Genomic DNA, 22278 nt, shown 5'->3' with positions numbered 1-22278 from the left:
CGTCCGCGACGCATGTCGCGGGCGCGGCTGGGTACGCCCTGTCCATGACGACTTCCGCACGCGCCCTCGCCGCCCTCCTCCGCACCGGTCGCCGCCCTCGGAGCGCCGTGCTCGCCGTCGCGCTCGGGGCCTGCGTGCTTCCGGCCTCCGCGTCGGCCGCCACCGTCGGGGTCGTCCCCATCGGCCCGGACCCGGGCGCCCCCGGCGGCGAGGTCGAGAGCACCCTCGCGTTCTCCGCGGCCCCTGGCGAGGTCAACGCGCTCACCATCGCCCCGTACGCCGGCGACGCGATCCTCTTCCGCGACGGGCGCAACCCCGTCGTCGCCGGCTCGCCCGAGTGCGCGAACGTCGACCCCTTCACCGTCGCGTGCCGCGACGACGTCGGCGAGGCGGGCCTCGAGGTGTTCCTCTCCGACGGTGCCGACGTCCTCGACATGCGTCTCCCGGCCGGCCGCAGGACGTCCGTCCGGGGTGGCTCCGGGAACGACGTCATCTCGACGGGCGCGTCCACGGATGCGATCCACGGCGGAGCGGGCGACGACCTCATCGACGGCGGCCGCGGGAGCGACACGATCAGCGGCGACGGCTTCGAGGACGCCGGCGGCAGCGTCGCGCGGGGCGACGACGTCATCGAAGGCGGCCCCGGCGGCGGCGAGGACGTCCTCCTCTACGACTCCGCGCCACGCGGCGTCGACGTCGACCTCGAGGACGGCATCGCCGAGAGCCCGGTCGAGCGCGACGAGGTGACCGGGTTCGAAGGCGTGAGGGGCTCCGATCACGACGACGAGATCCGCGGCGCCGACGGCGACGAGACCCTCGAGGGGGGCGACGGCGACGACCGCATCGACGGCCGCGACGGTGACGACGTCCTGCAGATCGAGGGCGAGGACCGGGTGAGCGGCGGCGACGGCGCCGACCGGGTCGTCGGCTCCGCCGGCGCGTTCGCGGGCGTCATCGACTGCGGTGGCGGCCGCGACGTCGTCGAGCCCGAGCCCGTCTCCGACCCGCCCCGCCGCCCGGACTACGAGGTGCGTCGCGACTGCGAGCGCCTCGTCATCCCGACGCCGGCGGCCGCCGCCGAGCCCGCCGGCCGCCTCGACCCGCGCCTGCGCCGGCGCAGCGGCGGGGTCGTGCACGTGCGCTTCGACGACCTGCGACGGCGTTCGCGCACGACGACGATGCTCGTCCGCCTGCGCACCGACGACGCCGACCGGCGCTGGCTCGGCACCGCGCGGGTCCGGATCCCGGCCGGCACGGGGACCGTCGATCGCACCGCGCGGATCCCCCTGACCGCGCGCGGGCTCCGGATGCTGGAGCCGGGCAGGACGCGGACCGTCGCGCTCGAGCTGAGCGCCGACGGGTTCGCCCCCGCGGCCGTCACGGTGCGGTAGACGGGCGAGCGCGGCCGCCGGACCTCAGGTCCGGGCCCGCACCGCGTCGCGCACGGCCTCGCGCACGACGTGGAAGTCGGCGCCCTTCTCGATGTAGGAGTCGGCGCCGAGATCGAGCGCGGGCTGGCGCATCCGGTCCGCGGCGAACCCGCTGAAGACGACGATCGCCGTGTGCGGCGAGCGGTCCCGCACCTGCGGGATCGCCTCGAGACCGTCCATCCCCGGCAGCGAGAGGTCGAGGAGGACCGCGTCGGGGAGCAGGTCCTCGATCCGCTCGATGGCGGTCTCGGCGTCACCGGCCTCCGCGACGATCTCGAGGTCCCCGTCCTCTTCGAGGGCGAAGCGCATGAGCGTCCTCAGCTCGGGGACGTCGTCACAGAGAACGACAGTGAGTCGACCGACCATCTCGTCTGCTTCATCGGCAGGAACGACCGAAAGCCTCAATCGCCATTCCCCGGAAAGCGGTCCCCCGGGCCCTGTCGCACCTCGAGAGAACGTCGTGCGGACCCGCGACCGGGGCGCGCGGGACGCGCGCCTATACTGGGGCGACCCGAAGGGACCTGACAGGAGACGTCTTGCAGGAAATGGTCATCTACGGCGTGAGCTTCGACATGGTCGGCAAGCAGCCGATCGTGCTGCTCAAGACCGTCGACAGCAACAAGTTCCTGCCGATCTGGATCGGCCACCCGGAAGCTGCCGCGATCCTCATGAAGCTCCAGGGCGCGTCGACGCCCCGGCCGATGACCCATGACCTCCTCGTCGACGTCCTCGGCGAGCTCGACGCGAAGTGCACGCGCGTCGCGGTGACCGAGCTGCGGGACAACACGTTCTTCGCCACGATCACCCTCTCCGTCGGGGACAAGGACATCGACATCGACTCGCGTCCCAGCGACGCGCTCGCCCTCGCCGTCCGCTCGGGCGCGCCGATCTTCGCCGCCGACGAGGTCGTCCTCGAGTCGGCGATCGAGTTCGAGCACGACGTCGAGGACACCGAGGAGGTCGTCGACCGCTTCAAGGAGTTCCTCGACGAGGTCAGCCCCGAGGACTTCCTCGGCGGCGAGTAGCCCGACGGCCGCGTGCTACTCGAGAGCGAGCCGCACGACGCGCTCGACGAGCGCGTCGAAGCCGATGCCCGCCGCGTCGGCCGCCTGCGGAAGGAGGCTCGTCTCGGTGAGCCCCGGCACCGCGTTCGCCTCGAGGACGACGAGCTCGCCCGTCGCGCGGTCGCAGAGCAGGTCGACCCGCGAGAAGCCCGAGCAGCCGAGGAGGCGGTGGACGGCGACCGCGAGCTCCTGCGCCGTCCGCGTCGTCTCCTCGGAGACGTCCGCGGGGCACTCGAAGCGGGTCTGCCCGATCGTGTAGCGCGCCTCGAAGTCGTAGACGTCGCGGTCGAGGAGGACCGCCTCGACGACCGGGAGCGGCTCGTCGCCGAGGATCGAGACGGCGAGGTCGCGGCCGTCGACGTAGCGCTCGAGGAGCACCTTCGACGAGTACGAGAACGCCGCGACGAGAGCGCTCGGCACCGCGGCGGCGTCGGGGGCGAACTTGATGCCGAGCGAGGAGCCCTGGTCGGCGGGCTTCACGACGAGCGGGAAGCCGAGGTGGTCCTCGATGGCCGGGAGGGCGTCGGCGGCGCCGAGCTCCTTGAACGCCGTCTCGTTGAACGAGAGGAAGTCGGGCGTCGCGATCCCGTCGTCGCGCATCGCGTGCTTCGCGAGGACCTTGTCGGCGCAGCGGATGCACGCGCTCACGCCGGAGCCCGTGTACGGGATGCCGAGGACCTCGAGCAGCTCCTGGACGGTGCCGTCCTCGCCGTCGCGGCCGTGGAGGGCGACGAACGCGACGTCGGGCTTCGCCGCCGTGAGGCGGTCGACGAGGTCGTGCCCGACGTCGATGCCGACGATCTCGTGCCCGAGGCGCTCGAGCGCGTCCTCGACGCGCGCGCCGGACGCGAGCGACACCTGCCGCTCGAGCGAGCGTCCCCCCTTGAGGACGGCGACCCGCAGTCGCTCGCTCATCCCTGCCCGCGCTGTCGCGGGGGCCGCTCGCGGCGGGGCAGCTCCAGGACGTCGGCGAGGTCCGGATCCTCGGCCGGCGGAGCGGGCTCCGCGGCGGGGTTCCCGGCGGGGCGGTGCCCGGTGAGCGTCCGGTAGAGGTCGAGCTGCTCGCGGACGACCTCCCCGATCCGGCGGACGCCCTCGCGGATGTCGTCGTCGGAGGACCCGGAGAAGTTGAGGCGCATCGAGGCCGCGCCGCGCCCGTCGAGATACGCGCCGCGGCCCGGCACGAAGGCGACGTTGTGCGAGAGGGCGCGGGCGAGGAGGTCCGTCGTGTCGAGCTCCTCCGGCAGCGTCGCCCAGATGAACAGCCCGCCCTCCGGGCGCGTCCAGCTCGCCTCGGGCGGGAGGTGCTCGGCGAGCGCGTCGAGCATCGTGTCCCGCCGGCGGCGGTAGAGGTCCTTCAGCGCGTCGAGGTACTCCGTCCACGATCCGCGGCGGAAGTACTCCGAGACGAACACCTGCGACAGCGAGGAGGAGCAGAGGTCCGCGCCCTGCTTGCCCATGTTGAGCTTCTGCAGCACCGGGCGCGGCGCCGCGGCCCACCCGAGCCGGATCCCGGGCGAGAGGATCTTCGAGAACGTGCCGAGCGAGATGACGAAGTCCCCGCCCTCGAGCGAGCGCAGCGTCGGCAGCGGGTCGCCCTCGTAGCGCAGGAGGCCGTAGGGGTTGTCCTCGAGGAGGAGGAGCTCGCGCTCGCGCGCGACCTCGACGAGGCGCTTGCGGCGCGGGAGCGACATCGTGACGCCCGCCGGGTTCTGGAAGGTCGGGATCGTGTAGACGAACTTCGGCCGCCGTCCCTCGCGGTCCAGGCGCTCGAGCGTCTCCTCGAAGAGGTCGATGCGCATCCCGTCGGCGTCGACCTCGATCTGCACGACGTCGGTCTGGTAGGCGTTGAACGACGAGATCGCGCCAGGGTAGGTCGGCGCCTCGGCGATGATGACGTCGCCTGGGTCGATGAACGTCTTGCAGACGAGGTCGATGACCTGCTGGCCGCCGGTGGTGACGATGAGGTCGTCGGCGTCGACGCGCGTCCCCTCCTGCGCCATGACGGTCGCGATGCACTCGTAGACCGCGGCGTGCCCCTCGGTCGGCCCGTACTGCAGCGCCCGCGCGAGCGACTCCTGCGCGATGTCCTCCATGATCTCGCGGAAGCGCTCGACCGGGAACGTCGACGTGTCGGGCAGGCCGCCGGCGAGCGAGATGACCTCCGGGCGCTCGGTGATCGCCATGAGGTCGCGCATCGCCGAGGAGGTCATGACCTTGGTGCGCTGCGCGAAGAGGCCCGCGTAGCGCTCGAGGTCGCGCGACGACGAGGATCGCCGACGGCGAGGAGCGCCCTGGTCGTCTTCCTCTATCGTCATGCCGCCACTCACCGTAGCGGACCCCCCTGTGCGCACCCTCCTCGACACCTTCCAGGGCGCCGGCCTCGCGGGCGCCACCGGCATCCGGCCGTTCCTCCCCGCCCTTCTCGCCGGCATCCTCGCCTCCGCCGACGCGGGCCTCGACTTCGACGGCACCGAGTTCGCCTTCCTCGAGGCGCCCGGGATGCTGATCGCCCTCGCGGTGCTCTCCCTCCTCACCCTCACCCTCGAGGTGAGCGGGCGGGGCGCCGCGCTCGCGACCGACGCCGCCCAGGCGGCCCTCGCGGGGATCGGGATCGGCCTCGGCGCCCTCCTCTTCGCCGGCTCGCTCGACGACCGCTTCGACACGTGGTGGCCCGGGATCGCCGGCGGCGTCCTCGCCGCCCTCGTCGCGGGCGCCGCGGCGCGCCAGATCCTCGGGCGCACGGCCGGCCGGCTCGACGCCGACGCCCGCCGGGCCCTCCCCGTCTACGCCGAGGGCGCCGCGATCGTCCTCGCCGGCGGCGCGATCCTCTTCCCGCCGCTCGGCATCATCGGACTCATGTTCCTCGCCTACCTCTACGCCCAGGGACGGCGGCGCGAGGGCGAGAAGTACGCGGGCCTGCGCATCCTCAAGTGACCGCGCCGGGCCGGGATCGACGTCCGCCGAAGCTCGTCCTCGCGGTCATCGACGGCCTCAAGCCCGCCGCGCTCGAGCGCGCGGTCGCGACCGGGCGGGCCCCGGTGCTCGCGACGCTCATGGAGCGCGGCACCTACGTCGACGACTGCTGCGCGGCGTTCCCGTCGGTCACGCCCGTCTGCGCCGCGACGATCGCGACCGGCGCGCGCCAGGACGCCCACCGGATCCCGTCGATGAGCTGGTACCACCGCGGCGACGCCCGGTACATCGACTACGGGTCGAGCTTCGGCGCCGCCCGTCGCGTCGGCATCACGAAGCAGCTCGCGGACCTCATCTACCGCATGAACCACGAGCACCTGCCGGCCGAGGTGCCGACGGTCTTCGAGCGGCTCGACGACGCCGGGGTGCGGACGGCCGGGACGACCTACCTCTTCTACCGCGGCCGCCACGAGCACCACCCGTCGCGGCACACGCCGATGTCGCGGATCGCCACGACGGTGATCCGCCGCCCGGTGATGGGCCCCCGCGAGCTCTTCTACGCGGACATCTTCGCGAGCCGCGAGACCGGCTGCTGGTCGCGCCTCGGGATGCCGGGCCTCCGCGACCAGCACACCGGCTGCGTCGGCGCCTACCTCGTCGAGCACGACCTCTTCGACTTCCTCCTCTTCTCGCTGCCCGACAACGACTCGCACTCCCACGAGCACGGGCCCGACGCCCAGGTCGTCTCGATCGCGGAGGCCGACCGCCAGCTCGAGCGGATCGTCCACGCCGGCGGAGGCATCGACGCGTTCCTCGAGGAGCACGCGGTCATCGTCGTCGCCGACCACTCGCACGCGCTCGTGCGCGAGCGGGTCGACCTCCTCGGCGCGTTCGCCGACCACGTCGTCCTCCTCCCCGGCAGCGTGCGCCCGAACCGCGCGGACATCGCGATCTGCCCCGCGCAGCGCAGCGCGATGATCTACCTGCTCCGCGACGCGGACGGCGACGCGGACGGCGACGCCGACGCGCCGCGCGCGACGCTGCAGCGCGAGGTCGTCGACGCCGCGCTCGCGGCGGACGGGGTCGATCTCGTCATGTGGCGCGCGTCGGACGGCACGGCCGCCATCGCGCGCGGGGCCGGCGGCGCCGCCGACGGGCCGGCCGGAGAGGTCCGCTTCGCCCCGGGGACCGACGTCCGGGACCGGCGCGGCGCCGGCTGGACGGTGAGCGGCGACCTCGACGTCCTCGGTCTCCGCCTCGACGAGGGGCGGGTATCGAGCGACGACTACCCCGACGCGCTCGCCCGCGTGTGGGCCGCGCTCACCTGCCCGACATCCGGCGACGTGCTGCTCTCCGCGGGCGCGGGGCGGGAGTTCCCCGACTGGGGCGACATGGACCACGTGGACGCGGGCAGCCACGGCTCGCTGCACGCCGACGACTCGCTCGGGGCGCTCGTCTTCTGCGGCGTGGCGCCGCCGCCGGGGCACCCGCCGGCGTCCGCCGGGCCGGCGGCGCAGGAGCGCTGGTCGGGGTGGTCGATCGCCGACGTCACGCCGATGGCGCTCGCGCACTTCGGCCTCGATCCCTGACGGACGCGCCCGGCGGCCCTCCACCGCGCGCGGGGCGAGCGCCCCGACCCGCTACCCTCGGACGACGATGTCCGGGCCCGGACCCGACACGGTCGCCGCCGATCCGCCTCGATCGGCTCCCGTCTCCGGGCGCGTCCTGGCGGGACTGCGCCATCCCGCGAACTGGCTCCAGCTCGTGCGCTTCGCCACGGTCGGGGCGAGCGGCTACGTCGTCAACCTCGCCGTCTTCGCGCTCGCGCTGCACGGCGCCGGTCTCGACCACCGCGCCGCCGCGGTCGCCGCGTTCCTCGTCGCGGTCGCGAACAACTTCCTGTGGAACCGCCGCTGGACGTTCCGCGACTCCCGTGGCGGTCACGCGGGCTTCCAGGCCGCGCGCTTCCTCGTGGTGAGCGTCGCCGCGTTCCTCTTCAGCCTCGCGGTGCTCGAGATCCTCGTCGTCTCCGCGGGCGTCACCGCGGTCGTCGCGCAGGCGATCGCGATCGTCACCGCGACCCCGCTCAACTTCCTCGGCAACAAGCTCTGGAGCTTCCGCCGGTGAGCCTGGCGGGACGAGCGGCCCTCGTCCTCGCCTTCCTCTCGGCGCTCCTCCCGGCGGCGGCCGTCGCGGCCCCGGGCCCCGGCTCGTCCGCGGCGACGGCGCCCGAGGCGGCGACGACGATCGCGACGACCGTCGCGACGCCGTCCCAGGACCCCGACGAGCTCGTCCCGCCCGGCGTCCTCGACGAGCGGCCGGAGGGCTTCCGCCTCGACGGCTACGAGGCGATCGAGATCGCCAAGGCGGTCCCGAAGGTGCGCGAGGAGATCGCGGGGAAGGACGACGCCTACCCCGGGGTCTACATGAAGGGCCCGTCCCGGTGGCAGGTGGGCTACTACCTCCCCGGGTCGCCGCCCGAGGAGATCGCGCAGGTGACGATCGACGACAGCTCGGGGAACGTCACCGAGGCGTGGACCGGCCACCAGGTCGCGTGGACGATGGCACGCGGGTACCCCGGCGCGTTCGGGCGCAAGATGAACTCGCCGTGGGTGTGGATCCCGCTCACCGGCCTCTTCCTCCTGCCGTTCCTGCGGCGACCGGTGCGCATGCTCCACCTCGATCTCGTCGCCCTCTGCGCGTTCGGGATCTCGGTGGCCTACTTCAACGACGCGCAGATCGACGTGAGCGTGCCGCTCGCCTATCCGCTCCTCGCCTACCTCCTCGCGCGTCTCCTGTGGGTCGCCCTGCGCAGCCGGCCGGCGCCCGCCGACGACGCGAGCCGCACCGCCCCCGCCGACGGCCGGCGACGGGTCGGCGGCCTCCCGCTCCTCGTCCCCGTGACGTGGCTCGCGGTCGCCGCGGTCTTCCTCGTCGGGTTCCGCATCGGGCTCAACGTCACGAGCTCGAACGTCATCGACGTCGGCTACGCGGGCGTCATCGGCGCGCAGAAGCTCGTCGACGGCGAGGAGATCTACGGCGCGTTCCCCGAGGACAACCAGCACGGCGACACCTACGGGCCGATCACCTACGCGGCCTACGTCCCGTTCGAGCTCGCGTTCCCGTGGGGCGGGAGCTGGGACGAGCTGCCGGCCGCCCACGCGGCCGCGATCGCGTTCGACCTCGCGGCGCTCGTCCTCCTCTTCCTCCTCGGCCGTCGGGTCCGCGGGCCGGGGCTCGGCGTCGTCCTCGCCTACGCCTGGTGCGCGTTCCCGTTCACGCTCTACGCGATGAACACGAACACGAACGACACGCTCGTCGCGGCGTTCGTGCTCGCCGCGATCCTCGCGACCGCCCCCGCGCGCCGGGGCGTCCTCGCCGCGCTCGGCGGGCTCACGAAGTTCGCGTCGCTCGCCCTCGTGCCGCTGCTGGCGCTCGACCGCGGACCCGACGGGCGGCGGCGCCCCGTCCGCTTCGCCGTCGGCGCCGCCGTCGGGGTCGGGGTCGCCGGGCTGCTCCTCCTCAGCGGGGGCAGCTCGGTCTCGACGATGGTCGACCGCACGCTCGTGTACCAGTCCGAGCGCGGCTCGCCGTTCTCGATCTGGGGCCTCTGGGAGATCGAGGGGCTGCAGCGCGCGTGGCAGGTCCTGGCGGTCGCCCTCGCCCTCGCCCTCGCGGTCGTCCCGCGACGCCGCGACCTCGTCGGCCTCGCGGCGTCGGCCGGCGCGATCCTCCTCGCCCTGCAGATGGGCGTCACGCACTGGTTCTACCTCTACGTCGTGTGGGCGTTCCCGCTCGTCGCCCTCGCGGTGATCGGGCGCGAGGCGCTCGGCGAGGCCGCCCGCGCGCCTCGCGCCGCGGCCGACGCGCCGGTCGTCGTCCCTCCCGCGCATGGGCCGCCCGTCCCGCAGCCGTGAGATCGCGCCGTTCGTCGCGCTCGCCGCGGTCCTCGGCGTGACGACGACGGTCGGCCCGCTCTCCGACGACTCGATCAGCGATCTCTTCGTCTACCGGACCTACGCCGAGGGCGTCCTCGACGGCGGGCGCTCCCCCTACGGAGACCTCGGGTTCGAGTACCCGCCGCTCGCGCTCGGCCCGATCCTCGCGGGCCGGGCCGGGATCCCGCTCGGGCTCGGCGCGACCGACACCTACGCCGTCACCTTCGGCGTCCTCATGCTCGCCGCCGCGGTCGCGGTGCAGGCCGGGGCACGCGCCCTCGGCGGCCGCGCGGCCGCATGGGCGCTCGTGCTCCTCCTCCCGCTCGCTGGGGCGCTCCTGCGCACGCGGTTCGACCTCGTCCCGGTCGCGCTCCTCCTCGCCGGCCTCGCGCTCGCCGCGCGCGGGCGGTCGACGGCCGGGCTGGCCGTCCTGGCGGTGGGGACGGCGACGAAGCTCTTCCCCGCGATCGCGGCGGCGCTCGTCGTCGTCCACCTCGCCGGCGCGGGGCGCCCCCGAGCGGCGGCGCGGGGCGCCGCGGCGTTCGCGGCGGTGCTCGCCGTCGTCTGCCTCCCCTTCGCGGGCGACGGGTTCCTCGACCAGTTCCGCTTCCACCTCGACCGCCCGGTGCAGATCGAGTCGACGCCGGCGACCGTCCTGTGGGCGCTCGACGACTCGTTCGTCACCGGGCATCCCGTGCGGCCCGACCGCTTCAAGAGCAACGGCCTCGACGGCGGCCCGGCGGACGTCGTCGGCGCGCTCTTCGCGGCGGCCCTCCTCGCCGTGGTCGCGCTCGTCGCCGCGCTCGTGCACCGCGCTCGCGGCGCGCCGGCGGCCCTCGACCGCGGCGTCCTCGCCGCGCTCCTCGCGTTCGTCGCGCTCGGCAAGGTCCTCTCACCGCAGTACCTCATCTGGCTGCTGCCGCTCGCCGCCCTCGCCTGGGTGCGCGGCGATCGCGCCGTCGCCGCGCTCGTCGCGGCGGCGGCCGCGCTCGCGCACGCGTGGTTCCCCGGGCGCTACTTCGATCTCGTGGACGGCGACGCGACGATCGTCGCGCTCGTCGCGGCGCGCAACGCCCTCCTCGTCGCCGCGCTCGTGCTCGCGGTGCGGGCGCTCGCCCTCACGCCGCCGGCGGCGGATCCCACGGGAGGAGGATCTGCTCGATCGCGTCCGCGCGCCGCGGCTGCGACGCCGTGACGAGGACGCCGTTGAGCCACGGGTCGTCCTCGCTCGTCTCGAAGCGCACGCGCATCTGCGACACGAGCGACTCGATCGCCTGCTCCTTCTTCACGCCGATGACGCCGCCGCGCGGGCCGGTCATGCCGACGTCCGTGCAGTAGGCGGTGCCACCGGGCAGCACGCGCGCGTCGGCGGTCGGCACGTGCGTGTGGGTGCCGACGACGGCGGTGACGCGGCCGTCGAGGTACCAGCCGAGCGCGACCTTCTCGCTCGTCGCCTCCGCGTGGATGTCGACGAGCACGTGGTCGCAGTCCCGCTCGAGGCGGGCGACGTCGTTCTCGGCCTGCGTGAAGAGGTGGCGCGGCGTCTGGAGGAAGACGTTGCCCTGGAGGCTGAGGACGCCGAGGCGGATGCCGTCGCGCTCGACGACGCACGAGCCGTGGCCCGGCTGCCGGTCGAGGAAGTTCGCCGGGCGCACGACGCGGTCGCTCGCGTCGAGGTACGAGAAGACGTCGCGGTGGTGGTAGGTGTGGTTGCCGAGCGTGATGACGTCGACGCCCGCGCCGAGGAGCTGGTCGGCGGTCTTCGCGGTGATGCCGAGCCCGCCCGCCATGTTCTCCGCGTTGACGACGACGAAGGTCGGCGAGTACCGCTCGCGGAGCGCGGGCAGGAGGCCGAGCAGGGTGCGTCGGCCCAGCCCCCCGACGACGTCGCCGACGAAGAGGATCGTGACGGGCGCCTCTGACATGGCGGCATCCTCGCCGATCTCTCGGGTGGGCGGGGCGCGGTCGGCGGGGCGCGGTCGGCGGGCGGGCGGTCCTCTACGCTGATGGCGGTGAGCGCCGTCCAGCCCGACGTCCACGGGACGCCGTCCGCGATCGCCGCGACGGACGTCGAGAAGCGCTTCGGCGACCGGCCGGCGCTCCGCGGCGTCACGTTCGCCGCCTCTCCGGGCGAGGTCGTCGCGGTCATCGGACCCAACGGCGCCGGGAAGACGACGCTCCTCTCGATCCTCGGCGGGCTCCTCGAGCCGACGGCCGGGACGGTGGACACCGGTTCGTCCGGCGTCGGCTGGGTCCCGCAGCAGCCGGCCGTCTACCGCAAGCTCTCGGTCGCGGAGAACCTCCGCCTCTTCGCCCGGCTCGAGCGCTGCGCCGATCCCGAGGCGACCGTCGAGCGCATGCTCGCCCAGACCGGTCTCGCCGAGCGCGCCGGCGAGGAGCTCGGCCGTCTGAGCGGCGGCAACCAGCAGCGCGTCAACATCGCGATCGGGCTGCTCGCCGAGCCGCGCGTCCTCCTCCTCGACGAGCCGTCCTCGTCGCTGGACCCCCGTCAGCGCGAGCGCCTCTGGGATTTCATCTCCGCCCTCGCCCGCGACCCCGAGCGGCCGACGACCGTCGTCTTCTCGACGCACAACGTCGCCGAGGCGGAGCGGTTCGCGGACACCGTCCTCGTCCTCGCCGAGGGGGATCTGCTCTTCACCGGCTCGCCCTCGTCGCTCGCCGAGATCGTCGGCGGCGGCCCGCTCGACTTCGAGTCGGCGTTCGTGGCGTTCCTGCGCGAGAGGGGGCACTGAGTGCGCCACCTCCTCGTGAAGGACCTCCAGATCCTCCGGCGCTCACCGTTCCTCCTCGTCCTCCTCGTCCTCTACCCCGTCGTCATCTCGACGCTCATCGGCCTCGCGGTCTCACGCTCGCCGGAGAAGCCGCGGGTCGCGTTCGTCAACCTCGTCGCCGGCGACGACTCGACGTTCTTCCTCGGCGGGGAGACCGTCGACGCGACCGACTACGCCGATCAGCTCTTCGAGTCGATCGACCCGGTGCAGGTCGACACACGCGAGGAGGCCGTCGACCTCGTCGAGGACGGCGAGGTCCTCGCCGCGCTCATCGTCCCCGAGGACGCCACGGAGAAGCTCCGGCAGGCCCTGAGCTTCTCCGGGACGCCCGAGCTGCCGACGCTGGAGGTGATCTACAACGAGGAGGACCCGATCAAGGCCCAGGCCGTCGAGTCGTCGATCGAGGCGCGCCTCGCCGAGGCGAACCAGGAGCTGTCGCGCGAGCTGAGCCGGGTCGCCTCGAGCTACCTCGAGATCCTCCTCGAGGGCGGGAGCTTCCGCATCCTCGGCCAGGGCTTCGACGTCCTCGGGCTCACGGCGACGCGGAACATCCTGCGCGCGGTGCAGGACGACCTGCCGGCCGACGCCGCGCGCGAGCGACGAGCGGTCGGGCAGGTCGTCGACTTCGCGACGCTCGCGATCGAGAACCTCGACTTCTCCGACGAGATCCTCGCGGCGATCGGCCAGCCGCTGCGCCTGCAGGAGACGACGCTCGACGGGGCCGCGACGCCGCTCGACCGCTACGCGATCGCCGTCGCGGTGACCGTGTCGCTCATGTTCGTCTGCGTCCTCCTCGCCGCCGGCATGCTCGCGCTCGAGCGCGAGGAGCACGCCTTCGGCCGCCTCGTGCGCGGGCTCGTCTCGCGGACGGCCCTCGTGGCGGAGAAGATCGTCCTCGCGGCCGTCTGCGCGTCCGCCGTCGCGCTCCTCATGCTCGTCGGACTGTCCCTCTTCGTCGCGCTCGACGAGACCCGTGCGCCCCTCTGGGTCCTCGCCGTCCTCGCCGGCGGGCTCGCGTTCGGCGCGATGGGCGTCGCGCTGGGCGCGCTCGCCCGCGAGGTCCGCGCGGCCTCGCTCCTCGCCTTCCTCCTCGCCCTCCCGGTCGCGTTCCTCGCCCTCGTCCCGAGCGGCGCCGTGAGCGCCGGGCTCTACGACGTCATCCGCGTCGTGAGCGCGATCTTCCCCTTCCGCGCGTCGCTCGACGCGATCGACGCCGCGGTGAACGACGCCGACGGCCTGGGCACCGCGATGCTGCACCTCGCCGCGCTCGTCGCCGCCTACGGCGTCCTCGCCCGCGTCGGCCTGCGGAGGTTCGCCGGATGAGCGGCCTCGTGAGCCCGCGCGTGCGTCTCGAGCACGAGACGACGGCGATCCGCCCGTACGCCGCGCGCGACCTCGACGACCTCCTCGCGCTCCGCCGCGTGAACCGCGCGTTCCTCGAGCCCTACGAGGCGGCGCGCGACGAGCGCTTCTACACCGCGGACGGGCAGAGCCGCGAGCTGCGCTTCGACCGCGAGGCGTGGTCGGCGGGAACGGGATACGGGTTCGCCGTCCTCGACCTCGCCGGCGGCAGCGACCGCCTCATCGGCCGCATCGCGCTCGCGAACGTCGTCCGCGGATCGTGGAGCAACGCGACGCTCGGCTACTGGATCGCCGAGGCCGACGGCGGCCGCGGGCACGCGACGCGGTCGGTGCTCCTCGCGCTCCTCTTCGCGTTCGACCACCTGCGTCTCCACCGCGTCCAGCCGGCGGTCATGCCGCGCAACGCCCGCTCGCTGCGGGTCATCGCGAAGGCGGGCTTCCGACTCGAGGGCCGCGCCCTCCGCTACCTGCAGATCAACGGGGTCTGGGAGGACCACGACATCTTCGCCCTCACGGCGGAGGAGTGGCCGGACCTGCGGCGCCGTCACGGCCTCTAGCCGGTGGCGGCGGGTCCGAGCGCCGCGCGCCGATACCCTGGGAGCAGTGCCGTTCCCTGCCGAGAGACCGCGTCGGCTCCGCGCCACGCCCGGCCTGCGCGCGCTCGTCCGCGAGACGACGCTCGACGCCGGGGACCTCGTGCTCCCGATGTTCGTCCACGAGGAGGAGACGCGGACGCCGATCGCCTCGATGCCCGGGGTCGACCGGCTGCCGCTCGACGACGCCGTCGCCGAGGCGGCCGAGGCCGCGGAGCTGGGGCTCGGGGGCGTGCTCCTCTTCGGCATCCCGTCGTCGAAGGACCCCGAGGGCAGCGGCGCGTGGTCCGACGACGGCGTCGTCCAGCGCGCCGTCCGCGCGATGAAGTCGGCGAGGCCCCGGCTGCTCGTCATGACCGACGTCTGCCTCTGCGAGTACACCGACCACGGTCACTGCGGCCTCCTCCGCGACACGCCCGACGGCGGCGTCACGGTCGACAACGACCCGACGCTCGAGCTCCTCGCGCGGACCGCCGTCTCACACGCGCGCGCGGGAGCCGACGTCGTCGCGCCGAGCGACATGATGGACGGGCGGGTCCGGGCGGTCCGCGAGGGCCTCGACGGCGACGGGCACGAGCGGACGCCGATCATGTCCTACTCGACGAAGTTCGCGAGCGCCTTCTACGGGCCGTTCCGCGAGGCGGCCGACTCGACGCCCCGGACCGGCGACCGGCGCAGCTACCAGATGGACCCCGCGAACGGGGACGAGGGCGTCCGCGAGTCCCTCATGGACCGTGACGAGGGCGCCGACATCCTCATGGTGAAGCCCGCGCTGCCCTACCTCGACCTCGTGTGGCGCGTGAAGGAGGCGTCGCGGCTCCCCGTCGCCGCGTACAACGTCAGCGGGGAGTATGCGATGGTGAAGGCGGCGGCATCCGCGGGGCACGTCGACGAGCGCGCGGTCGTCCTCGAGAGCCTCACCTCGATCCGCCGTGCGGGGGCCGACATCGTGATCACCTACCACGCGAAGGACGCAGCGAGATGGCTGACGTGACCCACACCGACGACGGCATCCGGGAGGACGTCGCGACGCCGAAGATCCGCTCCCGCAAGGACGGCGCCGCGGTCCCTCTCAGCGACCAGGACCGCAAGCTGCTCGACCTCATGCAGGGCAGCTTCCCGCTCGACCCGCGCCCCTACGCGCGCGTGGCGGAGGCGGCCGGGATGACCGAGGACGAGGTCCTCGGCACGGTGACGCGGCTCCTCAAGGAGCGCATCATCCGCCAGGTGACGCCGATCTTCGACACGCGCGCCTTCGGGTACGGCTCGATGCTCGTCGCGGCGAAGGTCGACCCGGAGCACCCGTGGCGGGCGGCGAAGGTCATCAACTCGCACCCCGGCGTGAGCCACAACTACCTCCGCAACCACGAGTTCAACATGTGGTTCACGCTCGCGGTCGAGGAGGACTCGGCGCTCGGCCTCCAGGGGACGCTCGACCTCCTCCAGGAGCTCACGGGGGCCGAGTCGATCCGCCAGCTCCCGACGCTCAAGCTCTTCAAGATCCGCATGGACCTCGAGATGTCGGGCGACACCGACTCGCTCGCGAGCAAGGGCGTCGCGGAGGACCCCGTCGAGCTCGACAAGCAGCCCTACGACGAGCGCGACGTCGCCGTCGTCCGCGCCACCCAGGGCGACCTGCCGGTCGTGTCCGAGCCCTACGCGGCCGCCGCCGCGCAGCTCGGGATGACCGAGCGCGAGCTCCTCGACCACCTGGCGGGCATGCAGGAGCGCGGTCTCCTGCGTCGCGTCGCGGCGATCCTCTACCACCGCCGCGCCGGGTTCTCCGCGAACGGCATGGGCGTCTGGAAGGTCCCGGACGACAAGATCCTCGAGATCGGGCCGCAGATGGCCGCCTATCGCGGCATCTCGCACTGCTACCAGCGCCCGACCTACCCCGACTGGCCGTACTCCGTCTTCACGATGGCCCACGGCCGCTCGAAGGAGGAGTGCGACGCGGTCCTCGACCGCATCGCGCAGGACACCGGCATCACGGAGCGGGCCACGCTCTACTCCTCGACCGAGTTCAAGAAGATCCGTCTCCTCTACTTCACGGACGACTTCAAGAACTGGGAACGCGAGCACGCCGGCTAGGCGGCCGCCGCCCGCCCCGTCGATGACGATCTCCCTTCGCGACACCCGCAGCGCCGAGCACTACGAGCGCGCGCTCAAGTACCTGCCCGGTGGCGTCAACTCGCCTGTCCGGGCGATGCGCTCGATCGGCCGCGACCCGCTCTTCGTCGAGCGGGCCGAGGGCGCCGAGCTCGTCGACGTCGACGGGAACCGCTTCATCGACTACGTGTGCTCATGGGGTCCGCTCATCCACGGGCACGCGCACCCGCAGATCCTCGAGGCGATCACGGACGCGGCCTCGCGCGGGACGACCTTCGGGGCGCCGACCGTCGGCGAGGTCGACCTCGCGGTCGAGGTGTCCCGGCGCGTCCCGTCGGTGGGGATGCTCCGCATGACGTCCTCGGGCACGGAGGCGGCGATGAGCGCGATCCGCCTCGCCCGCGCCGCGACGGGCCGCACGAAGCTCCTCAAGTTCGCCGGCGCGTACCACGGCCACGTCGACGGGCTCCTCGCCGAGGCCGGCAGCGGCCTCGCCACGCAGGGCATCCCTGCGAGCCCCGGGGTGCCCGACCAGGCGACGGCGGCGACGATCGTCGTCCCCTGGAACGACGGGGAGGCGGTCGTCAGGGCGACCGAGGAGCACGAGCTCGCCGCGATCCTCTGCGAGCCCTACCCGGCGAACATGGGACTCGTCCCGCCGGTCGAGGGCTTCATCGAGCTGCTCCGCGACCGCGCGACGAAGACCGGCGCGCTCCTCGTGTTCGACGAGGTCATCAGCGGCTTCCGCGTCGCCGCGGGCGGCGCGCAGGAGCTGACCGGCGTCCTTCCCGACCTCACCGTCCTGGGGAAGGTCATCGGCGGCGGGCTCCCCGCGGCCGCCTACGGCGGCTCGCGCGACCTGATGGAGCGCATCGCTCCGGCCGGCGACGTCTACCAGGCGGGCACGCTCAGCGGCAACCCGCTCGCGGTCGCGGCCGGGCTGGAGACGCTCCGGATGCTCGACGACGACGCCTACCGGCGGCTCGAGCGCACGACCGAGGCCCTCGCGAGCGGCCTGCGAGAGGCGGCGGGCGACCGTCCCGTCCAGGTGCGCTCGACCTGCGGCCTGCTCACGGTCTTCTTCACCGCCGAGCCCGTCACCGACTACGCGGGCGCGCAGGCGTGCGACCTCGACGCGTACGCACGCTGGTGCCGGGGCCTCCTCGCGCGCGGCGTCTACCCGCCGCCCTCGCAGTTCGAGGCGTGGTTCCCGTCGCTCGCGCACACCTCCGAGCACGTGGAGCGCACGATCGACGCGGCGGCCGCCGCCTTCGCGGAGCTCGGGTGAGCGCGAGCCCGCTCGGGGTCGTCGCCGACGCGGTCCGCGAGGAGGGCGGTCTGCTCGCCGAGACGGTGCCCGACGACGCCGCGCTCGCGGCGGGCGAGGCGCCGCACGGCGCGCTCGTCGCGCGCGGGCCGCGGGCGGGCGCCGACCCCGGGGCCTACGCCTTCGTCGTCGAGGCGATCCGGGAGGGCTACCTCCTCCACTACGACCGGGCGCGGGCACGCGTCGTCCGCACGGAGGACCGCGATCTGGCGCTCCTCGCCGGGGACCGGATGTACGCGCTCGGGCTCGAGCGCCTCGCCGCGCTCGGCGATCTCGCGGCCGTCGGTGAGCTCGCCGACGTCATCGCGCTGTGCGCCGCCGCGCACGCCGACGGCGCCGAGGAGCTCGCCGATGCGGTCTGGGCCGCGGGCGTCGCCGCCGTCGGATGGGGCGCGTCGGAGGCGCTCGCGGACGCGAAGGCTCGGGCCCGAACGAGTGCTCCGTCCGCTGCAGATGCCCTCCGCACGGCCGCGCGCCAGCTCACCGGGGACGTGGCGCGCTGAAGCGAACGACCGCGCCCCTCTCGCGAGCGGGCCCGTATCGTTGATCGCGCGATAAGGTTTCGGCCGCCTCACCGAGACCCCTGACGCGCCGCAGGCGCGAGGAGCCTACGTGTCCGACCGCAGGAAAGCCAAGAGCAACAGCACGATCGACCGCGAGATCCCCGGCGCCTTCGAGGGAGAGACGGTCACCCGCCGCCGCATGATGACCGGCACGGCCCACGTCGCCGGCGCGGTCGCCGCCTCCGCGTTCCTCCTCCCGTCGCTCGGCTTCGCCGTCGGCCCGATCTTCGAGGAGTTCGAGCAGCCGTGGCAGGACGTCGGGAGCCTCGACGAGATCCCGGACGACACCTACATCCCGAAGACCTACACGCTGGTCTCCGACATCGGCCAGGCCGGGAAGTCGACGATCTACCTCCGTCGCCGCAACGAGGCGATCGACACCGAGCCGGCCGACGAGTACAACCAGGTCGTGGCGATCTCCACCCGCTGCATGCACCTCGGCTGCCCGGTCCGCTTCGTCTCGGCCGCCGAGCGCTTCATCTGCCCGTGCCACGGCGGCGTCTACGACTTCGTCGGCCGGGTCGACGGCGGTCCGCCCGTCCGTCCTCTCGACCGCTACTACACGCGCGTCCTCAACGGCCGGGTCGAGATCGGCCCGCGCTTCTCGGTGAACGACGAGCTCGAGCGGTTCTCGCCGCGCGACCCGGGCGCGCCCCTCGACGGCGTCGGGCAGTACCTCTACCCGTCGCGCCCCTCGATCCGGAAGCTCTCGGAGTAAGCACCGATGCCCAAGCTGAAGCTCCCTCTCCCGCCCGTCCCGCCGAAGTACGTCCCGCTTCCCAAGCGGCCCGGTCAGCCGGCCCCCGGCCCGCTCGACACGGCGAAGGAGGCGGGCATCTCCGCCGTCGACTGGGTCGACGAGCGCACGAGCCTCTCCGGCGGCGCGCGCTGGATGATGTTCCGCAAGGTCCCGAAGGGGACCAACTGGTTCTACACGCTCGGCTCGGCGACGATGTTCGCCTTCCTCAGCCAGGCGGTGACCGGCGTCTTCCTCGCGATGTACTACCGGCCTGACGCGACCTCTGGCGCGTACGAGTCGATGCGCTACATCAACGACGAGGTCTTCCTCGGCGAGTTCGTGCACGGCATGCACAAGTGGGGCTCGTCGGTGATGGTGATCCTCATCTTCCTCCACATGGCGAGGACGTTCTTCTTCGGCGCGTACAAGTACCCGCGCGAGCTGAACTGGGTCATCGGCGTCGTCCTCCTCATCCTCACGATGACGATGTCGTTCACCGGCTACCTGCTGCCGTTCGACCAGCGCTCCTACTGGGCGACGATCGTCGGCGTGAACATCAACGGGACGGGCCCGCTCGTCGGTCCGTACCTGTCGGACTTCCTGAGAGGCGGCCCCGAGTTCGGGGCGACGACGCTGTCGCGGTTCTACTCGATCCACATGCTGCTCGTGCCAGGGCTGATGGCCGCCCTCATCGGCGCCCACCTGTACCTCGTCGCGAAGCTGGGGACGACCGCACCGCCCTGGATCCGCGCCGATGACTACACCGCGAAGGACGAGGAGAAGGCGTGAACAAGCAGGAGAAGGAGAAGTACCTTCGCGAGTACTCGGTCCTCAAGGCGCAGGGCAAGCCGTTCTGGCCCTACGCCGTCGCGAAGGACGGGCTCATGGCCGTCGTGGTCATGGCCTCGATCATCCTCATGGCGCTCATCCTCGGCGCCGAGCTCGGCCCGAAGGCCGACCCGACGACGACGACCTACACCCCCCGGCCGGAGTGGTACTTCTTCTTCCTCTTCGAGCTGCTCAGGGTCATCAAGCCGCCGGAGCTCGTCCCGCTCGCGACGATCGGCGTGCCGACGATCTGCATGATCCTGCTCTTCCTGCTGCCGTTCTACGACCGCAACCCCGAGCGGCGGCCGGAGAAGCGTCCGATCGCGACGACGGCGGGCATCTTCACGATCGTGGCGATGGGCTACCTCACGTACCTCGGTGCGGAGGCCGGCTCGCCGACGATCATCGAGCAGGAGACGCCGGCGCGGGTCGCGGCGATGGGGCCGGAGATGCTCGAGCAGTACGAGGCGGGCAAGCAGGTCGTCGCGCAGTCGGGTTGCCTCGCGTGCCACAAGATCGGCGAGAACGGCAACGACGGCCCGGGCCCGGAGCTCACGGAGATCGGCGCGCGGCTGCCGAAGCAGGCGATCGCGCAGACGCTCGTGAACCCGACGGCTCCGATGCCGGCCTACGAGTCGCTCAAGGAGCAGGAGCCGGAGAAGTTCAACGCGATGGTCGAGTTCCTGGGCCAGCTCAAGGAAGAGGAGGAGTAGGGCCGGAACGCCCCGCTCCGCCGCGTCTGGCCGCGTGCCGATGACCGACGACACGACCGCCGCCCCCGTCGGAGCGCAGGCGGGGCGGCTCGAGGAGCCGCAGGTCCGGGCGATGTTCGACCGCATCGCCCGGTTCTACGACGGCATGAACTCGGTCATGACGGCCGGGCTCCACCACCGCTGGCGCTCCCGCGCGGCGGACCTCGCGTCCGTCCACGCGGGGGACGCCGTCCTCGACGTCGCGAGCGGGACGGGCGATCTCGCGATCGAGCTCGCCGGCCGCGTCGGGGCCGGGGGCACCGTCGTGGGGTCCGACTTCTCGGAGGAGATGCTCGCCATCGCCCGCCGCAAGGCCCCGGCGGAGGCGGCGCATCCGGATCGCGCGCCGATCCGCTGGGAGTGGGCGAACGCGATGGAGCTCCCGTACGAGACGGACTCCTTCGCCGCCGCCACCGTCGGGTTCGGGGCCCGCAACTTCTCGGACCTCGACCGCGGACTCGCGGATATGGCGCGCGTCGTCCGGCCCGGGGGCAAGGTCGTCGTCCTCGAGATCACGACCCCCGCCGAGCCGCCTCTCTCGACGTTCTTCGGGCTGTGGTTCGACCGGGTCGTCCCGGTCATCGGCCGCCTGGCGGGCGACGCCGACGCCTACTCGTACCTCCCGAACAGCGTCAAGCGCTTCCCCGACGCCCACGCCCTCGCCGGGCGCATGGCGGGCGTCGGCCTCGAGCGGGTCCGGTACATCCTCACGGCCGGCGGCATCATCGCCCTCCACGTCGGCGAGGTGCCGGCGGCGGCATGAGCGCGCCGGCGGCCTCCGCCGGGCCGGGTCGCGGCGGGGCGGCTCACAGCCCTGAGGTCGCCCCGATCGTCGCGGCGGCGGGGCCCCACGTCCCGGGCCTCCTCGCCCGCGCGGAGCGGCTGCTCGGAGAGGTCGCCGAAGCGGGCGGCCCCGTCCTCAGCGGGCACGCCGCGGAGACGATCGCCGCGGGCGGCAAGCGGCTGCGACCGCTGCTGCTCCTCCTCGCGGCGGGGGACGAGCCCGCCGACCCGCAGCCGCTGGTGCGCGCCGCGGCGGCCGTCGAGCTCGTCCACAGCGCCACCCTCGTCCACGACGACGTGCTCGACGGGGCGGACCTCCGCCGGGGCCGGCCGACGGTCGTCGCGACGGCCGGCGCCGCGATGGCGACGAGCGTCGGCGACCTCCTCTTCGCGCGGGCGTTCTCGCTGCTCGTCGCGAGCGGCGATCCCGAGCAGGTGCGTGTCCTGTCGCGCGCCGGCTCCGCTCTCGCGCAGGGCGAGCTCCTGCAGCGGGAGGACGCGTGGAACGCCGGCGTCCCCCTCGATCGCTACCTGCACCGCTGCGAGCTGAAGACGGCCCGCCTCTTCGAGGCGGCGTGCGCGCTCGGCGTGCTGGCCTCCGCGCCGCCCGGGGCGCAGCTCGCCCGGCGTGACGTCCTCGAGGGGTTCGGTCGCCGCATCGGACTCGCCTTCCAGATCCTCGACGACGTCCTCGACGTCTCGGGCCCGGCGGAGCGCACCGGCAAGCATCGCGGCACGGACCTCCTCGACGGCACGGTGACGCTCCCGTTCATCCTCGCCCGCGAGCGCGATGCGAGTCTCGCGTCCGTCGACGTCCGGGCGATCGAGACGCCGGAGCGCGCCGGGGCGATCTGCGACGCGATCGCCGCGACGGGCGCGCTCGAGGCGGCCCGTGAGCGGGCGCTGACACTCGTCGCGGATGCGAAGGGCGCCCTGCCGGCGGACCTCCCGGGGCACCAGCGCGCGGCGCTCGAGCTCGTCGCGGACGGCGTCGTCAAGCGCTATTCGTGAGCGCCCGCCGGGCCGCGCCCGCAGGCCCGCCGTGCGGTGCCCGCAGGCCCGCCGTGCGGCGCCCGCAGGCC

Annotated in this window: 23 protein-coding genes; 19 read left to right on the top strand and 4 right to left on the bottom strand. The window is 73.5% G+C overall.

The features are described from left to right. Nucleotides 1–44: 44 nt before the first annotated feature. Nucleotides 45–1391, top strand: a complete 1347-nt coding sequence (locus tag ACME2J_RS02280) for a hypothetical protein (protein ID WP_495543245.1) — start codon at nt 45–47, stop codon at nt 1389–1391. 24 nt (nt 1392–1415) lie between these two features. On the opposite strand, the gene ACME2J_RS02275 is transcribed toward ACME2J_RS02280, so the two are convergent. Further along, nucleotides 1416–1796, bottom strand: coding sequence for a response regulator (locus ACME2J_RS02275; RefSeq protein WP_495543244.1), 381 nt, complete (start codon nt 1794–1796; stop codon nt 1416–1418). A 170-nt stretch (nt 1797–1966) separates the two neighbouring features. Here ACME2J_RS02275 and ACME2J_RS02270 point away from each other — a divergent pair, with 170 nt between their 5' ends. After that, nucleotides 1967–2455: a bifunctional nuclease family protein gene (locus ACME2J_RS02270; RefSeq protein WP_495543243.1), complete on the top strand. Its 489-nt coding sequence runs from the start codon at nt 1967–1969 to the stop codon at nt 2453–2455. Between the two features lie 15 nt (nt 2456–2470). On the opposite strand, the gene ACME2J_RS02265 is transcribed toward ACME2J_RS02270, so the two are convergent. Both ACME2J_RS02265 and ACME2J_RS02260 read right to left on the bottom strand, forming a co-directional pair. Then, entirely contained in the window at nt 2471–3409 is a 939-nt protein-coding gene (locus ACME2J_RS02265) for a D-alanine--D-alanine ligase family protein (RefSeq protein ID WP_495543242.1), read from the bottom strand. Beyond that, nucleotides 3406–4812, bottom strand: a complete 1407-nt coding sequence (locus tag ACME2J_RS02260) for an aminotransferase-like domain-containing protein (RefSeq protein WP_495543241.1) — start codon at nt 4810–4812, stop codon at nt 3406–3408. Before ACME2J_RS02260 ends, ACME2J_RS02265 begins: the two co-directional genes overlap by 4 nt. Before the next feature lie 28 nt (nt 4813–4840). Between ACME2J_RS02260 and ACME2J_RS02255 the strand changes: the two genes are divergently transcribed. The 5 genes from ACME2J_RS02255 (at nt 4841) to ACME2J_RS02235 (ending at nt 10543) form a co-directional block, all read left to right on the top strand. Continuing rightward, entirely contained in the window at nt 4841–5431 is a 591-nt protein-coding gene (locus tag ACME2J_RS02255) for a DUF4126 family protein (RefSeq protein WP_495543240.1), read from the top strand. Then, complete coding sequence (locus ACME2J_RS02250; protein ID WP_495543239.1) at nt 5428–6999, top strand: alkaline phosphatase family protein; 1572 nt, start codon at nt 5428–5430, stop codon at nt 6997–6999. The genes ACME2J_RS02255 and ACME2J_RS02250 overlap by 4 nt, the downstream gene beginning before the upstream one ends. 67 nt (nt 7000–7066) lie before the next feature. Beyond that, complete coding sequence (locus ACME2J_RS02245; protein WP_495543238.1) at nt 7067–7537, top strand: GtrA family protein; 471 nt, start codon at nt 7067–7069, stop codon at nt 7535–7537. After that, nucleotides 7534–9327 (top strand): glycosyltransferase 87 family protein, encoded by a 1794-nt coding sequence (locus tag ACME2J_RS02240; protein WP_495543237.1) that lies wholly within the window; start codon nt 7534–7536, stop codon nt 9325–9327. The genes ACME2J_RS02245 and ACME2J_RS02240 overlap by 4 nt, the downstream gene beginning before the upstream one ends. Beyond that, complete coding sequence (locus ACME2J_RS02235) at nt 9302–10543, top strand: glycosyltransferase 87 family protein (protein ID WP_495543236.1); 1242 nt, start codon at nt 9302–9304, stop codon at nt 10541–10543. Before ACME2J_RS02240 ends, ACME2J_RS02235 begins: the two co-directional genes overlap by 26 nt. On the opposite strand, the gene ACME2J_RS02230 is transcribed toward ACME2J_RS02235, so the two are convergent. After that, on the bottom strand, nt 10467–11273 hold the full coding sequence (locus ACME2J_RS02230; RefSeq protein ID WP_495543235.1) for a TIGR00282 family metallophosphoesterase: 807 nt from the start codon (nt 11271–11273) through the stop codon (nt 10467–10469). The two genes, ACME2J_RS02235 and ACME2J_RS02230, sit on opposite strands and share 77 nt — an antisense overlap. An 87-nt stretch (nt 11274–11360) precedes the next feature. On the opposite strand from ACME2J_RS02230, the gene ACME2J_RS02225 reads away from it, so the two are divergent. The 12 genes from ACME2J_RS02225 to ACME2J_RS02170 all read left to right on the top strand — a co-directional run bounded on the left by ACME2J_RS02225 (nt 11361) and on the right by ACME2J_RS02170 (nt 22207). After that, entirely contained in the window at nt 11361–12101 is a 741-nt protein-coding gene (locus ACME2J_RS02225; protein WP_495543234.1) for an ABC transporter ATP-binding protein, read from the top strand. Then, nucleotides 12102–13463 carry an ABC transporter permease gene (locus ACME2J_RS02220; protein ID WP_495543233.1) on the top strand — a complete coding sequence of 454 codons (1362 nt, stop codon included), beginning with the start codon at nt 12102–12104 and terminating at the stop codon, nt 13461–13463. Beyond that, nucleotides 13460–14059 carry a GNAT family N-acetyltransferase gene (locus ACME2J_RS02215; RefSeq protein ID WP_495543232.1) on the top strand — a complete coding sequence of 200 codons (600 nt, stop codon included), beginning with the start codon at nt 13460–13462 and terminating at the stop codon, nt 14057–14059. Before ACME2J_RS02220 ends, ACME2J_RS02215 begins: the two co-directional genes overlap by 4 nt. Nucleotides 14060–14105: 46 nt before the next feature. Beyond that, nucleotides 14106–15089, top strand: a complete 984-nt coding sequence (gene hemB / locus ACME2J_RS02210; RefSeq protein WP_495543231.1) for a porphobilinogen synthase — start codon at nt 14106–14108, stop codon at nt 15087–15089. Continuing rightward, on the top strand, nt 15077–16186 hold the full coding sequence (ahbA, locus tag ACME2J_RS02205; RefSeq protein ID WP_495543230.1) for a siroheme decarboxylase subunit alpha: 1110 nt from the start codon (nt 15077–15079) through the stop codon (nt 16184–16186). The genes hemB and ahbA overlap by 13 nt, the downstream gene beginning before the upstream one ends. Nucleotides 16187–16208: 22 nt before the next feature. Continuing rightward, a complete protein-coding gene (gene hemL, locus ACME2J_RS02200) occupies nt 16209–17492 on the top strand; it encodes a glutamate-1-semialdehyde 2,1-aminomutase (RefSeq protein WP_495543229.1) in 1284 nt (427 codons plus the stop codon). After that, a complete protein-coding gene (locus ACME2J_RS02195; RefSeq protein WP_495543228.1) occupies nt 17489–18034 on the top strand; it encodes a hypothetical protein in 546 nt (181 codons plus the stop codon). The genes hemL and ACME2J_RS02195 overlap by 4 nt, the downstream gene beginning before the upstream one ends. A gap of 109 nt (nt 18035–18143) precedes the next feature. Further along, nucleotides 18144–18812 (top strand): QcrA and Rieske domain-containing protein, encoded by a 669-nt coding sequence (locus ACME2J_RS02190; protein WP_495543227.1) that lies wholly within the window; start codon nt 18144–18146, stop codon nt 18810–18812. 6 nt (nt 18813–18818) lie between these two features. Beyond that, on the top strand, nt 18819–19622 hold the full coding sequence (locus ACME2J_RS02185; protein ID WP_495543226.1) for a cytochrome b: 804 nt from the start codon (nt 18819–18821) through the stop codon (nt 19620–19622). Next, nucleotides 19619–20374 carry a c-type cytochrome gene (locus tag ACME2J_RS02180; protein WP_495543225.1) on the top strand — a complete coding sequence of 252 codons (756 nt, stop codon included), beginning with the start codon at nt 19619–19621 and terminating at the stop codon, nt 20372–20374. The genes ACME2J_RS02185 and ACME2J_RS02180 overlap by 4 nt, the downstream gene beginning before the upstream one ends. A gap of 40 nt (nt 20375–20414) precedes the next feature. Next, nucleotides 20415–21176 carry a bifunctional demethylmenaquinone methyltransferase/2-methoxy-6-polyprenyl-1,4-benzoquinol methylase UbiE gene (gene ubiE, locus ACME2J_RS02175; protein ID WP_495543224.1) on the top strand — a complete coding sequence of 254 codons (762 nt, stop codon included), beginning with the start codon at nt 20415–20417 and terminating at the stop codon, nt 21174–21176. Beyond that, entirely contained in the window at nt 21173–22207 is a 1035-nt protein-coding gene (locus ACME2J_RS02170) for a polyprenyl synthetase family protein (protein WP_495543223.1), read from the top strand. Before ubiE ends, ACME2J_RS02170 begins: the two co-directional genes overlap by 4 nt. The last annotated feature ends 71 nt before the right edge of the window (nt 22208–22278 follow it).

It is taken from the genome of Paraconexibacter sp., from assembly GCF_059438195.1.
The sequence above is the reverse complement of the archived record's forward strand: the minus strand, read 5'-3'. Positions and strand labels throughout refer to the sequence as shown.